The sequence below is a fragment of the Streptomyces sp. NPDC055099 genome (assembly GCF_053607685.1).
On the sequence record NZ_JBSGUA010000006.1, the window covers coordinates 195,009 to 209,385 of the forward strand.

Below are 14,377 nucleotides of genomic sequence, written 5' to 3' on the forward strand. Positions count from 1 at the left end.
CCTGCTGCCTCAACTCAGGGCCATTACTATCGGCGGCCGGAGAGCCGGTGATCACCGTACGAAGCTCGGGCGGTCCCGGATGTCTTAGGGTCGGCGAGTTGCGTGAGGGCGTGGACGGCGGCGTCCATGCGGTCCGGGGATCCCATCCCTGCGACCCAGGTGACCATCTGCTGCTCCAATGCGGGCCATTCGCCGACGTGGTGGACACGGCCTTGCTCGTAGAGCTGAGCGATCGGCTCTGCTCGAAGTCGCTTGCCTTGCTTGGCAGTCACCGGTAGCACCGCGGGTATCAGCATGTTCTCCGTGCGCTGTTCGCGTTGGAGTCCTTGCCACGCCTGGTGGAGGATTTGCGTGCTCATATCGCCGCCGAAGTTCGACTCGACCACGATGGCATCGGCCCGCAACTCGATGGCGAGCAGGCACGCTTCGCGGCCCCATGCGTCCGCACCGCGATTGCCCGAGCGGTCGTCAAGGACGTAAAGGTGGCCGTCGCGATCGGAAGCTGCTGCGACGATGCCCGTCTCGTCACCGACAGCGGACTCTCCGCCTGCCGGGTCGACAGCGACGACGATGCGGGCCAGGTCGATACCGCGCAGCTGCGCCGCGCTGGTCCGGTTCTCTGTGATCCACGGCCACTGCCACACGCCGCCGTCCTGCGGGCGGGGCTGCTGCATGTACAGCGACCACCACACACGCTCGCCAACCGAGCGGCGGATCTCGGTGAGCGCGTCGGCGTCGTACCGCGCAGGCCACAGGGGTGCACCGATCGAACGGCCGAGAGCGTCGTCCTCGGACAGGGCGAGAGCCGGGAGATCAATGACTGTCCACCTGTCGCCCTCGTCCGCCAGAACGCGGCCGGCCAGGTCGTCCTCGTCCCAGCGCGTCTGAATCAAGATCACCGAGCCGCCTGGCTCGATGCGGGTCAGCAGGACGGCCTGCCACCACTCCCACAGGCGCTTGCGCATAGTGGGCGAGGACGCTTCCTGGGCGTCCTTGATCGGGTCGTCCACCACGGCTAGGTGGGCGCCCTTGCCTGTGAGGCCACCGCCGACACCGGCCATGACGGCGCCGCCCTCGGTGCTGGCCAGGTCGAAACGGTTCGCCGCGCTGGAGCCGGGCCGCAGGCTGACGCCGAGCTGCGGGCCGTAGTTGAGGATCGCGTCGCGGATCCATCGGCCGTGATCGTCGGCAAGGTCGGAGGAGTAGGAGGCGATCATCACTCGGTGCTCCGGGCGCCGTCTCAAGTACCAGAGCGGTGCCCAGCGGGCAGCGCGGCGACTCTTGCCATGCCGAGGCGGCATGGTCAGCAGCAGCCGGGTCGGCTTCCCTGCCGCGACCTGTTCGAAGGCGGCGTCGATCAGCCCCAGATGCGGGGCCTGCATTTCCCGGCCGTCGGTGAGCACGGAGGCCATCGCGCCGGGGGAGCGGTCCATCGCCAGCTCGCGCTCGATCCGCACGAGCCGGGCGCGCAGTTCGGGGGTGGAGGCTGCGGCTATCTCACGGCGGCGCTGTGCGGGCAGCGACCGGTAGACCTGGAGGACCGCAGCCTCGTCAGGCCTCGTCACCGTCGCCACCGGCGAGGTTGATCAGCCTCTCCAGCTCGTCCAGGCCCGCGGTCTCAACCTGAACTGCCCCACCGTCCGGCCCCGACAGCTCTGTACGCACGGGGCGGTCCAGGCCCAGGAGGCGGCTGCTGCGCTCGATGATGCGCACCGCCCGGTCGACGGCCTGGTAGTCGCCGTTGCGGATCGCGGCTCGGTAGACACCGAAGAACAGTCGCTCGAGTCGCTCCACCATGAGCTGACGCAGCTCATCGGTATTTGTGTCCAGTGCAGTGGTGCGCTCAACGAGAGCCTTGGAGACGTCCTTGCAGGCAAGCTCGATCAGCCGCTTGGCCGACGGAGGCTCTAGGCCGCGCTTATGCTTGTCGACGCCGTACCCCTGCGGGTATGCGACACCATCAGAGTTGATCGAGGGGTCGGCTGCGAGCTTCCGGCCGATGGTCAGCCAGTCGACGCCGGCGAGCTTCAGATCGATCGCATCGGCGCGGCGCTGTGTGATGGCAGCCCGGGTGGCGCGGTTGGGGCGGCCCATGAACAACTCCCAGGGCCCCGCGCCTCCTGTCCATGATCCCCCACCGAAGCGTCACGCTCGCGGAGCGCCACCTGCTGTGCGATGCCCGGCCGCGGGCAAGTCGATGAGTTTGGCGTGCCGCTTCCCCGTAACGGATCGGCGTGTGCTTTCGTTTCCACGATGGGCAGTTCCTGCGACGGCCCCGTCCTCAGCTATCTCGACCCGTGATCGGGGAAGCGTCAACGGTCGAAAGCGGCTCCGCAGCATCGCAGAAGATTATCTTGTCGAGCCCGCTGGTTCAGGCGTGCTGGGTCACGGGGCCGCCGCCGAAGGACGAGCTATGCACGACAATCATGCACGGAAGAATGCAGCCCGTCAGCACCGGGAAGCGGCTGGTGGGTCTTACGCTGCGTCGCTTGCGCACATTCGCGCCGACCGACTTGATCACCGCGACCGTGTCACCAGCTCGGAGTACACACCGCCCGGCACTCTCTCGTACGACGCGCCTGTCCCCGACGAGCTGCCTAACTTGGTCCGCCATCACGTGGACACGGTGAACATGTACTTCCGAGAGGTGCTCACCCAGGCCCATTACGCCCGAGGCTACAAGGACTGGGCACGCATCGTCCTCTACCGGCTTACCGATGCACTCGAGCACATGCACCTGATGATCGGCACCATCGCTGGTCACCTCCAGGAGAACCACGTCACAACCGAGACTCTGCGCTCCTACCTGCAAGTCCGCAACGACAGGGACGTCCAAGCCTTCGTCACTCCCCGTGCCCTGGAGCACCTGGACGGACTCGTGGGCAGGCCACTAAGCGACTCTGACGGCATGGACATCAACCACCGAGTCGGTCAGTGCATCGCCGAACGTCGCGGATGGGCTGAGCCAGACCGAGAGGACACTCTCGAGGCCTTCCTGTGCGCTCTCTACTCCAACTATCCGTACGACAGCGGCGCTTTCGACAGCTTGCCCGAGCACATCAAGAGCTGCGCGCTGCAGGCCGCTGCCCTTTCTCTGGTCAAGAGCGTCCCGGAGGAAGATGGCTGACCAGCCGATTGTGATCGCGCCACCAGGATGTGCGAGGTACGTCGAAAAGCTCGCACCTGGGGGCGGAGCTGTCGGTTCCGCCCCCGAAGCGTCAGCTCTCAGATGAGGGGCAGTTGCTCCATTCTGTCATCGCTGAGCTGCGTGAATGCAGGCTCCGTATCGGGTACGTCCCGATTGTGGCGCAGCCACCACCCGAACTGCCAGTTCCGGCAGGTGCGATGGCGCTTCGACTGCCGCAATGGGGCATCAAGAGGAACGGTGTGCTCGCCCCAGTTGAGGATGGGGCGGGCGTTGGCCAGATGCACGCCGAGGCCAGGCACGAGAGCATCACCCTCCCAGGTCTGACCCGGCGCATACTCGAATGCCAGGTGAGCATTGCGGGGCCAGTCCCAGGGGATCGGCAGTGCACACAAGTACCAGGCGGCTGGCGGTTTCGCCGTCGGCAGGTGCAGGGTCTGCCTTCGCTGATGGGTGTTGATGTGTGGCCGGTCGCACTCGCCGAACGTCCTCAGGCAGTGTTGCGTCAGATCGATTTCACGGATGCCAGCCAGCCACATGATGCGGTAGCTGTCCCGGGCTTCTATTTCTATTCGGACCCTGTCTGGGGCCACCCCCGAATTCATCCCTTTCATCCCTCCTGAATTGAATTTCTACTCTGAATCAATTCTATCAGAATTGACGAAAGCCCCTCGTGCTTACCGTGCCTGAATTCGTTGGGGTAGGGCATGTTGAATTCCTTCGAGAACGCCTCTTTGTACTCTTCGATCGGCAGGACTCGGGGGCCCTTGCAGACGGCCTTAACCGTGGCCCTGGTGGTGTCGCTGATCTGAACGTCCTCGAAGTAGGCGGACAGCAGACCGAGGAGAGACTCGGGTGTGTGGTAGCGGATGCGCTGCCACTTGCCACGCACGAACCGCATGTCCACGTTCTCGTTGTCGAGGAAGGACAGGCGGGTGGAGTCGCGGCTGATGGAGTGCTCGGAGTTCTCGTACGCCAGCTCCCGCTCCAAGTTGCGGGTGCCGATGCAGACTTGCCCGTCGGCGGCACAGAGGGCGTTGACGGTAGTGAGAACCCAGTGCTGGTAGTTGAGGGATGTGGTGGCGTTGATGACGGAGTCGAGAACAACGACCTCGTAGAGGCCATTGTCCTTCAACTCGCGTTCGATGCTGCGGATCTGGCCGACGATGGTGCGGATGTCGACGGCGTACTTGCCCTTCAGGGTGCGGTACGGCTCGTAGTCGTGGATCTTGTAGCCCTTGCCGCGAAGATGCCGGGCGTAGTCGCCGTGCCCGGCACCGAAATCCACCACCCGGTGCGAGGTGGTCAGCCACGGCAGGACGAGGCGCTCCCACACCTCGGACTTGTAGCGGACCTTGTCCGCCTTCGCCTTCGAGGAGTGCTCGCGGAGCCGGTTGGGCTGCACGATGTGCTGATTCCATACAGGGGCCTGCTCTTCGAGGCCGGTCCAGTCGTAGACGCCGTACTCGCCGGTGAGGTCCTCCACAAGTTGGCCGGCGTCGAAGGAGGCGCAAGTCCAGGCGAGGATGTCGAAGCGTTGAGCCTTGGCGACGGCCGCGTACTCGGCGTTCAGCACGATGCGGCCCTGGTCGTCGATCACCACCGAGCCCCATGGCCCGTGGGCCGCGGTCATGAAGCCGATCGCCTGCTGGAAGGGGAGGTTCTTCGACTCTTCAACTTCGATGGTCTGCCATGGGATCCAGCACCACTGGCCGATCGGCCCCGGCTCCGCGTATGCCACGGACGACTCGGTCTCGACGCGGTTGTGGAGGAGGTTGAACTTGATCTCGTCCTGCAGCCGCACCTTCTGGGGCAGGATCATCACCGGCGTCGTCGTCTCGCCGATTGCCTTCAGTCCCTTGGTCCTCTGGTGACCTGCGACCAGTGTTCCGTCGGCGTTCAGGATCACGGGCTTCACGACGCCGTGGCGGCGCAGCGAGCCCTGAAGCCGGACGAACGACTCCTCGGACAGGCGCCGCGGGTTGTAGTCCGCGGGCCGCAACTTGGACAGCGGATAGGCGGGGTCGAAGCGTACGTCGAGGGGGTTCACGCGACCGCTCCCTCTTCGGCGCGATGCTCCTCGTTGAGGACGTGCCAGCCGAACCCGAGGTCGGAGTCGTGATCGCCGACGAACTTCTTGTACAGCGCGTCGAGCAGCTCGACTTCGGCCTGTGTGATCCGTACGCGGGTGGAGGACCACTGCATGAACCCCCACTGCAGGTAGTCCACCGTCGCCGCAGCTCCGGTGTCCGCGCCGTCGGTGGGTAGCTCGATGGGTGCTGGGAGCGCCGTCTCGTCCAGGAGCTGATCGAGGTGGTCTTGGTCGTAGCCCGTGCCCTGGAGGTTGGGGAGTTCGGTGAGGATGTCCGCCAGGAGCACGCTGTCGTACCCGGCGAGGTCGCTGGTGCGGTTGTCGACGATGACGATCTTCGCGGCGGCGTCGTCATCGACGTCGAGCCAAGTGACCGCGATGTCTGTCCAGCCGAGCTGCTTCGCGGCCTTGAAGGTGTGGTTACCGGCGAGGATCTCATTCGTGCGGCCGGTCAGGGTGCCGCGGTTGACGACAATCGGCCGGTACTGGCCGTTGACGGACAACGACTCGGTGATCGAGTCCAGGTCACCGGTACGCGGGTTCCGGTGGTAGGGGACCAGCTCATCGACCGGGACTGCCAGGTCCGCGAGTGAGGCCGGTATGCGAAAAGCGGTGGGCATGCTGCTCCAGCCCCACGCCCATCCCCGAGCCTAGGCGAGCCAAGCAAGGGCCTACGCCAGCGGGCTGGACAGCCCAGTGGTTGTCAAATCACCGGCGTCATGTCTCGCAGCAGTGTTCTCTGGGAACGTTTCTTGATCGGCGGTAAGGGACAAAGGCCGATGGATTGTCAGTGCCCGAAGCTACGGTCCTTGAGTAGCGCAATGAGGTGCTGCGGGGGAGGAATCGCCGGTGGATGAGCGAGCGACAAAGAGCGAAAATCCGAACGTTCGCGCGAATGCGTTGCCGCGGCAGCGCGGTGGGCATGCTGGATCAGCGACGGAGGTTGATGCGTGGGCCCTTGCGGGGCTGGCCGGGCGGATTCGCTTCGCCTCCTATTTGACTGTCCGAAATTCTGCCCCGTATCGACTGATTGTCGATGTGCTCCTGGAAGCTCAGGCGCGATCCCTCACGGGAGTCGCTCGGGTGGATCTACCGCGGCTGCTGCGTGAGCACGCGGCTGAGCGGTATGGACACGGGGTTGCGGAGGATCTCCTTCGAGAGGAGGCCCTTGAACTCGACCAGAAGATGGTGCAGTTGTTCAAGTGGGGGGCCGTCGAGAGCTGGCAGGACCGTGCCGAGCTTGAGACGGACTTCCTCCGGAACCGTGAGCGGTACCAACTCACCCAACAAGCCGCAGAGTTGCATCGCTTTGTCGTAGCCCAAGAGCAGGCGCAGCGAGACACCTCGACATCAGCTCTCCTGGGGCCCGCGTTGATCGCCAAGCATGTCGAGGAGTTCTGCAGCGCGGCACTCACGCGAGATCACGAGACAGCGGACACAGCCTGGGCGCAGGTTCAGCTGACTCTGAGCGACATGCAGCGGGCCGCTCATCGCTGGCAGTCAGCGATGGCTCACGGCTTGAGCGGAGCCCCCACCGCAGACAAGATCGAATCTCTCACCACCCTGCTGCGCAACTACGTCGACGTGTGGGGAGCGAGCGTCGACCTACATACGCCGGCCATCGGGGCTCTTGCACTGCGGGTGGCAGAGCTCGACGCCGATACCTGGCGGGCGATCGCTCTCCATCGCCTTGGGGCAGAAGTGCCTGATGGTGTTCTCGCCGATGCAGTCCACGAGCTCACGGACGCGGCAGCGACGCTCAGAGCTTGGTTCTGCGGCCGAGACAACGAGTCACGACGTCTTCGGCGTCAGGTCAGAGACGCCGTACCGGACGTACTACGCAGCCACAGAACGCTCCTTTCCGTGGGTGGAGCAGTAAGCCGGCGAGCAGAAGTACTCGCTCTAGCCGGGGAGTTGGAGCGAGCTGAAGACGATCACGCCGCGTGGAACATCTGGCGCAGAGCAACGGGCCTCTACCAGCCCGTCCACTTGATCCTCAATGCTCCGGATGCCGCTCCCGCTGGATCATCGTTCTGGGACGCTCCCCCCGCCGCAGTAGACCGTCGATTGCGCGCGCGAGGCCACCAAGCGTTGAAAGGGACCCCGGGGCGCATCCCCGACCTTTCCCAGGCGCGCGCCGTAGCCCGGAGCAAGGCAGCCCAGGCCCGTCGAGAGCTCGCCGATGCGGAAGAAGGAATCCTGCGCCGATCCGGACGGCCGCTGAGCACCTGGGGCGAACTCACGGACTCAGAAGGGGTCTTGCTCTGGGAAATGCTGTCCACCGCGAGGTCAGGCACGAGACATCCGGATGGATCCCGCAGCGCATCCACAGAAGACGCGCGGTGGCGGATCCGAATGGTTCCAGCCCTCCAAACCACGTCGTCCGCCACCATCCAGCTTCCCGAAGGAGTCGTCGTGCTCGATGACGTGACCTTGGAGTTTCAACGAGGATGAAGGCGCTCACCGTCAACAAGAGGTTCGAGGAGCAAAGTGCCTTCGTCGGACTCCTGACCAAGTCGCTGGTGACTACAGCCAACGACAGCAAACTCCACCGGCTTGTCATGCGTCACCAGCGGCAGCTCACGGAGTGGTTCCGCAGACTCGGATACCGGCTCATCATCGCCGGGCAGATCATCCGGCTTCACCGTACGCCGCACGCCGGAACGATCGCCGTCCCCTACACCTCGCAGCCCCCCAAGCGACGAGAGCTCGTACTCGCTCTCCTGGCCGCCGCTGCATGCGAAGAGCGGGACACCACCACCACCTTGCAGGCCATTTCGGACCAGGTCCGCGTGATCACCAGCCTCGAGACGAGTCCGGTAACCGCCTACGACCCCGAGCAAGGCTATGAACGTTCCACGCTGCTCCTCGCGGTCCGACGCCTGGAGTCACACGGAGTCCTCGTCCGCCGCACACGCGACGAAGAAATGCTGCGTGCCTGGGAAGCCGCGCGTACCGGTATCGGAGCCGGATACGACATAGATCGTGCCGCGCTCCTTCAGTTTCTTGACCCCCACACTGTGGCCCTGGCCCTGTCGGCATCAGCAGAAGGCGAGCAGGAGCTCTTTGCCGCAACCCGTTGGTCGCGCATGCTGCGCATCCTCATCGAGACACCGGCGCTGCTGTACGCCGACCTCAACGAAGATGACGCCGCATACGCCACGAGCATGGCTGGCCGCCTGGCAGATGCGGCACGGACCATGACCGGGGGAACCGTCGAAGTGCGCGCCGAGGGCCTGGTGCTGATCCTCCACCCCGACCATGCATGGACCGTAGACGCGACGCTCGACTGGCCCAAGGCAGCCGCAGCTTCATGGGTGGCGCTGAGGATCTGCGATGCCGCAGGCAACATTGGACAGCGAAACGCTGATGGAACCGTCTGGCTGAGAGCACACCAAGTCGACGCTCTGGCCTCCGACTTGCACCGCCAACATCACGCCGATCTGACCGACTACTTCAAACAACGCCCTGAGCGGATCAGACCAGTCTCCGAAGAAACGCTGCGCGACGCGGGCCTTCTCCACGTCGACAACGACGGCAACTGGACACTGACAGCCGCAGCCGGCAGGTACAGGGACCCGGAGCCCGCAGCGAGCTGGAACAGCTCAACGTCCCTCACGGAGGACTCAGAGTGAACAACACCACCCAGGCTGCCGGCTTCGAATTCCGCGGAGCCACCAGTGAAGCTCTATCCCCCGAGCAGCTGCTGAGCTGGCGTGAAGCGGCAGTATCCGGAGGGCTTCCAGAACCCACACGCACCGACCGGTGGCAGCAGCTGCGCGCCGGCGTCGTCAACATGTGGGAGTTCGAGGTAGCAGAGTTCTGGGCCAGTGACGGGCGAGCCCAGCTCATGGGACGCAACGAGACCGGCAAGTCGACGCTGATGACCCTCACCACGTTGATCATGCTTGCAGGAAACACGGGGCCGCACCTCATCGACACCCTCGGGGACGGCAAGAAACGCTTCCGGTACTACGTGGAGCCGACTGATTCCGACAAGGACCGACGTGACGCATCCAAGTCGGTGAGCCGGGGATGGATCTGGGTTGAGTACGGCCGCACGACGCCCGCAGGTCCCGAGTACGTCACAGCTCTCCTCTACACAGAGGCCAAGCGTGCCAAATCCGGCCGCCCATCGCTGACTTGGGCAGTATGTGAAGGGCCTGCCCGCGTCCGCGACGGCATTCTGCTCGTGAAGGGCGCTTCCGTCATCCCCGCGAGCGACCTTGAAGCCACCGACGGATGGCACCGCTGCGAATCGGCGGAGGACTACAAGAGACACCTCGCGCGTCTCGTGTTCGACAGCGATGAGACGGCCCTCGACAGCTACGTCCGGATGTTGCGGGTGATCCGAACCCCCAAGCTTGGCGAGCGCCTCGACATGAAGTTCTTGTCCGAGCAACTACGGATGGCCTTTCCGCCCCTGAAGGACCACGAGATTCGTCAGCTCGCCGACGGCTGGGACCAGCTGGAGAAGATCACTAACGATCGTGACAGTGCCCAGCAAGCCCGGGATGCTCTGAGCGTCTTCAACCGGCGCGCTTGGACGCCTTGGGCAGGAGCGACGGTCCGCCATGCCGCAGACAATGTCGTCGCCGCAAACAGCAGCCTCGACGACATCACCCGCAAGGCGCGCAGCGAGGGCAAACGCCATGACACGGCCGTCGAGGAGATCAACAAGATCGATGCTGAGTCAGCGGCGGGGGAGCGGCAGCGAGACGATCTGCTGACCGAACAGGGTGAGATCCGCCGACTGGACGCCTACACCAATGCTGAAACGGCACAAGAGCGCGCCCGCACCCTCGCTGAAGAGGCCAAGCGCCACGCAGAGGACGCCGCAGAGCAGGAAGGGCATGCGAACAGCATCAGGGGCTCCGCTGACCAGTTGGAGGGGGAGGCCCAGCGGCTCAGCGAAGAGGTGCTGGCTCACGAGGAGAAGATCCAGGAGGCAGCCGGAGGTGCTGCCCAGCTGGCACATGAGGCGGGACTCTCCGAAGCGGTCCAGCAGTGGATCACTGATGGTGATGACACTCGCGCCCAGGCCTCGTACGAGGAACGGCGCGGTCACCTCGACCACCTGCGTGGATTGCTCGAAGACCTTCAAGGTGCCCAGCAGGACGTGGCGGTGAAGGACTCAGCAGTCCGAACCCTCAAAGAGACCGATGGTGAAGCAGGCAAGGGTCTGACTTCGGCAATCGAGGACGCAGACACTGAACGCCAGCGGCTCGTAGATCACATCGGCCAGTGGTCCGTCCACATCCCAGCCCCACCGTCAGAACAGCACGTCCAGGCATGGACCGAGGTCGCCAGCCGACTCCGCGGGAAGGACGCTCTCCCGGTCCTTCGACAGTTCATCGACCAGGACTTCCTTGGGCCTCGGCGTGAGCTGCTCATGGAGACGAAGAACAGGGCCGAAGCGACAGTCGAAGGTCTTCAAGTACAGGCGGATGAAAAGCAGAAAGAGATCGACCAGCTGGAGAACCAGCCTGACGAAGCACCCCCCATCCCGTATGGGTGGGTGCGACGGGACAGGCCTGCGTTTCCCTCGCCCCACGGCGCACCGCTGTGGCGACTTCTCGACCCAGCTGACGGAACAGATGCTGCGGAACTCGGCCTCATCGAGGCTGCACTCGCGGCAGCAGGTCTCCTCGATGCGTGGGTCACTCCCGACGGCAGGTGGGAAGCCGCCCGCGACGGGATCGACGCGGTGATGTCCCCCGGCAGTGAGACGGCGGCCACCACATCGCTGGCCGCCATGCTCACACCCGCCGCTGATGCCGGAGCCCTGGCCGAGCCGGTTACGGCCATGCTGTCCTCCATCGCGTGGATCACCGCTGGACTGTCCCCGACGAACGGCTCATACATCGCGGCGGATGGACGTTGGTCGGCTGCAGGCATGACAGGGCAGTGCAAGCCCCTGGACGAGGGCGCCTGTTATATCGGCATCGCGGCGCGGCAGGCCCGTCGCGAACAGCGCATCGACACACTCCGCAACGAGCTCCATGAGCTCGCCGAGCAGATCGACAAGGCGAACACCACCGCCAAAACCGCCCAAGATGGACTATCGCGGCTCAGGGCTTTCACGGCTGACGCCCCGGACGACTCAACTCTCGTGACGCTGGTCCGTGCCGTCGCTGCCGCAGAGAAGCACAAGGATGACACCGCCGGCCGCCTCGCGACCGAACAGCAGCTTCTCGACGACCTGCACGAGCAGGTTGCTGAAGCACGACGCGTCGCCTCTTCATGGAGAGAAGCGCATCACCTGCCCCAAGCAGACGAGCAGCTCCAACTGCTCCAGCAGCAGCTCGATGCTCTCGGAAGACGGCTACAGACCTTGAACACAGAACGGCGGGTCCTCCAAGGAGAACGGCAGAACGTACGGCACGCGGAAGGTATCGCCGCGCGGGAAGCCGCTCGGGCAACCGAACAGGAGAACAAGGCACAGACACTGAGCCAGAAGGCCAAGCTCCTCAACGTACAGGCTCGTACGGCCCTGGAGGCGCTCTCGAAGGACGGGCAGGACCTCCTGGCTCGCGTGCAGGAAATCGACAGGCTCCTTGAGGAGCAAAAGCACAAGGCCGAGCTCAGGCAGAAGGCGCGTTCTCAACACGTTGAAGAACGTATGGGTGCAGAAGCACAGCTCCAGTCGATCGAAGAAGAGCGAGCGAAAGCCAGGCAAGTTCGCGAGGACGCCACCGCAGACTGGAACAGGGTGGTCGACTGCGGGCTGGCCGAGGACTTCGAGATTGAGACCGAACAAACGTCAACAACTTCCGGCGCGTTGGAAGCGGCTCGGGCGGCGCGCGCAGCCATCGACCTCGTGGACTGGCCTGAGCGAGACACCCACGCACAGAACATTCGTATCCAGAGGGCATGGCGCAAGCTCGCTGAAGAAACCACGCAGGTGCGCTCAATCCTGGAAGTAAATGCTGGACGCACCGTGCGCATCATCGAGTCCGACAACCCCGATGAACTGCCAATGGTCGAAGTGGTCGTCGACAGCTCGGGCATCGGATACAGCCCACGAGAAGCTCTCATCCGGCTGGCACAGCAGCACGAGGAGCTCCAACGGGGCTACGACCAGACATGGCACGAAACCCTCGACAAGCTCCTCGGATCCACATTCATCGAGCATCTGCGCGACCGGCTTGAGACTGTCCACTCGCTAGAAACGACCATCAACCAGACGCTCGCGCAGCATCCGACAGGAACCAGCCGGATTACCCTCCGGCTCCGTCGTGCCCCCCTGGAAGAAGACCCCCATGGCGCCGAGGTCCTCGATGCCCTCAGCGGAGAGGCTTTCGATCTCCTGCCGGCGGAAGCTCAAGACCAGATCCAATTCTTCCTGCGCAGCCGCGTTGAGGAAGCCCAACGCAGAGCCAGGGACGAAGGCGAGACGGACTGGCGCGGCCGCCTGACCGAAGTCCTGGACTACCGACGGTGGTTCACCGTCGTCATCGATAGCCGCATCGGCACAGGCCGGTGGACACCACTCGAACGCGACGCACACGGAGAACTCTCCGGAGGCGCCCGCGTCGTCACCCTCATGCTGCCCCTCGTCGCGGCGCTCGCCACGATGTACCAGGGCACCCCAACAGGCCCGCGGCCTTTGTGGCTGGACGAAGCGTTCGATGGCGTCGATGGCCCCAACCGCTCCAGCGTCCTCGGGCTGCTCCACGAATTCGACATGGACTATCTCCTCGCCGGCCCGGGGCCTCTCGTGAACAGCGCATCAGTGCCCAGCGCCGCCATGTACGAGGTCGTTCGAGCACCCCACCCCCTGCCTGGAGCTGACCTCACGCTCATGCTCTGGGCGGCGGGCCGCATGGAGCCTCTCGAGCTCCCAGACCCAGCCCACCTGGCGGCACGTGCGGCGGCAACCGCCGCACGTGCTGGCCAAGAGCCGGCCCCAGACCTCTTCTCTGCTGCTGGAGAACTCCGTGACGAATAGCGACATCGACGCCTCGCTGTTGGCTTGGGCCAAACTGCCGGGGCCCAGGAAAGTCATCGAGGAAGTGCGGCGGCGGATCGCGCAAAGGGGCATCGTGCGCGGTGAGATCAAGGTGGAACTCACCGAATCGGAGCGTCGTGAAGTCGGGAAACTCCTCGGACTCTCCTGGGTGACGTCCGGCAAAGGCGTCAGTGTCCAGCCACTGGAGAAGGCGCTCGCTATTCGATCCGCGACGCTCAGGTCCCTCGCCGAAAGTCAGGGAAAGCTAGCCGATCTGCGGGTCCTGAAGGCCCAGAAGCAGGCCGAGCGAGAAACTGAGTTCAGTGAATCCCTGGGCAGCCTCACCGCTGCCGGAGTTCCGAACTCGGTGGCTCACTGGTTCTTGAGGCTGAGGGCGCGCCCCAGAGCAGGATCCGGAAGCCTGAAGGACCAGGCGGACGGGGTAGGCGCCGTATGGGCGAAGCTACCAACAGCCGACCAGGGGGCGGTGTCTCTCCCCGTCTTCGCTGCTGCCGTCTTGGATGATCCACACGCGCTGGACAAGGACACCGAACTCGGCAGAGCTGTGGCCGTGCTGATCGCCGGGTGTGCAGCATTCGAGACAGACGGGGCCGTGAACTTGGCCGATCGTGTTACTCCAGGCACCATCACCGCAGGTGAGAACTGGCGGACAGCCTGGGCAGCACGAGGCATCGTGTGCGACGAGGTCTCGAGTACGGTGCTTTGTCTCAATCTGACGCTCACGGGTACGGCGTCGGCGGTATCCATCGCGGCCGCGGCGGCGACGGTCGGGGAGCCGGTGTGGCTCACCCAACGCTCACTCCGTGGGATCTGGTCCATGGCGCCGGGGGTGGACGCCGTCTACGTCTGTGAGAACCCCGCGGTTGTCGAGGCAGCGGCCGAGCAATACGGTGTCAGTTGTGCTCCTCTTGTCTGTACTTACGGCTGGCCTTCATCAGCGGCACTGGATCTGATCACCGGCCTGGAACGATCGGGAGCACAGCTCCATGTCCGGGCTGACGACGACAACGCAGGCCAAAGGATCGTTGCCTTGCTACGGGAGTACGCGCCCGGCAGCCGACTGTGGAGGTACGAGCTGCGGGTGACCGCGGCCAACGACACTGCTCGGGAGTACGAGGAACAGGTTCTGTCAGAGCTTCTTCATGATCTGCGGGGGCAGTGACTCGCG

The 14,377-nt window shown here is 64.6% G+C and carries 10 protein-coding genes; 5 read left to right on the top strand and 5 right to left on the bottom strand.

The window, feature by feature from the left end:
• Nucleotides 1-26: 26 nt before the first annotated feature.
• Together ACWFRU_RS17840 and ACWFRU_RS17845 are read right to left on the bottom strand one after the other, a co-directional pair.
• A complete protein-coding gene (locus tag ACWFRU_RS17840) occupies nucleotides 27-1,574 on the bottom strand; it encodes a phage terminase large subunit family protein (protein WP_453687954.1) in 1,548 nt (515 codons plus the stop codon).
• Entirely contained in the window at nucleotides 1,552-2,094 is a 543-nt protein-coding gene (locus tag ACWFRU_RS17845) for a hypothetical protein (protein ID WP_453687955.1), read from the bottom strand. Before ACWFRU_RS17845 ends, ACWFRU_RS17840 begins: the two co-directional genes overlap by 23 nt.
• 319 nt (nucleotides 2,095-2,413) lie before the next feature.
• On the opposite strand from ACWFRU_RS17845, the gene ACWFRU_RS17850 reads away from it, so the two are divergent.
• Nucleotides 2,414-3,127 (top strand): hypothetical protein, encoded by a 714-nt coding sequence (locus tag ACWFRU_RS17850; protein WP_453687957.1) that lies wholly within the window; start codon nucleotides 2,414-2,416, stop codon nucleotides 3,125-3,127.
• A gap of 98 nt (nucleotides 3,128-3,225) precedes the next feature.
• On the opposite strand, the gene ACWFRU_RS17855 is transcribed toward ACWFRU_RS17850, so the two are convergent.
• From ACWFRU_RS17855 to ACWFRU_RS17865, 3 genes are all read right to left on the bottom strand, one after another.
• Entirely contained in the window at nucleotides 3,226-3,684 is a 459-nt protein-coding gene (locus tag ACWFRU_RS17855) for a hypothetical protein (RefSeq protein ID WP_453687959.1), read from the bottom strand.
• Nucleotides 3,685-3,755: 71 nt separating this feature from the next.
• Entirely contained in the window at nucleotides 3,756-5,195 is a 1,440-nt protein-coding gene (locus ACWFRU_RS17860; protein WP_453687961.1) for a methyltransferase domain-containing protein, read from the bottom strand.
• A complete protein-coding gene (locus ACWFRU_RS17865; RefSeq protein WP_453687962.1) occupies nucleotides 5,192-5,857 on the bottom strand; it encodes a ParB/RepB/Spo0J family partition protein in 666 nt (221 codons plus the stop codon). Before ACWFRU_RS17865 ends, ACWFRU_RS17860 begins: the two co-directional genes overlap by 4 nt.
• A 229-nt stretch (nucleotides 5,858-6,086) precedes the next feature.
• On the opposite strand from ACWFRU_RS17865, the gene ACWFRU_RS17870 reads away from it, so the two are divergent.
• Genes ACWFRU_RS17870 through ACWFRU_RS17885 form a run of 4 tightly spaced genes read left to right on the top strand, consistent with a single transcriptional unit; the run spans nucleotide 6,087 to nucleotide 14,371 of the window.
• Nucleotides 6,087-7,691, top strand: coding sequence for a DUF2397 domain-containing protein (locus ACWFRU_RS17870; RefSeq protein WP_453687964.1), 1,605 nt, complete (start codon nucleotides 6,087-6,089; stop codon nucleotides 7,689-7,691).
• A complete protein-coding gene (locus ACWFRU_RS17875) occupies nucleotides 7,688-8,872 on the top strand; it encodes a DUF2398 family protein (protein WP_453687966.1) in 1,185 nt (394 codons plus the stop codon). Before ACWFRU_RS17870 ends, ACWFRU_RS17875 begins: the two co-directional genes overlap by 4 nt.
• A complete protein-coding gene (locus tag ACWFRU_RS17880; protein WP_453687968.1) occupies nucleotides 8,869-13,188 on the top strand; it encodes a TIGR02680 family protein in 4,320 nt (1,439 codons plus the stop codon). The genes ACWFRU_RS17875 and ACWFRU_RS17880 overlap by 4 nt, the downstream gene beginning before the upstream one ends.
• Nucleotides 13,178-14,371: a TIGR02679 domain-containing protein gene (locus tag ACWFRU_RS17885; RefSeq protein ID WP_453687970.1), complete on the top strand. Its 1,194-nt coding sequence runs from the start codon at nucleotides 13,178-13,180 to the stop codon at nucleotides 14,369-14,371. Before ACWFRU_RS17880 ends, ACWFRU_RS17885 begins: the two co-directional genes overlap by 11 nt.
• The last annotated feature ends 6 nt before the right edge of the window (nucleotides 14,372-14,377 follow it).

Coding starts and splice junctions, on each gene's coding strand:
- ACWFRU_RS17845 (WP_453687955.1), bottom strand. CDS start 2,094: ATGGGCCGCCCCAACCGCGCCACCCGGGCTGCCATCACACAGCGCCGC.
- ACWFRU_RS17850 (WP_453687957.1), top strand. CDS start 2,414: ATGCACGACAATCATGCACGGAAGAATGCAGCCCGTCAGCACCGGGAA.
- ACWFRU_RS17855 (WP_453687959.1), bottom strand. CDS start 3,684: ATGTGGCTGGCTGGCATCCGTGAAATCGATCTGACGCAACACTGCCTG.
- ACWFRU_RS17865 (WP_453687962.1), bottom strand. CDS start 5,857: ATGCCCACCGCTTTTCGCATACCGGCCTCACTCGCGGACCTGGCAGTC.
- ACWFRU_RS17875 (WP_453687966.1), top strand. CDS start 7,688: ATGAAGGCGCTCACCGTCAACAAGAGGTTCGAGGAGCAAAGTGCCTTC.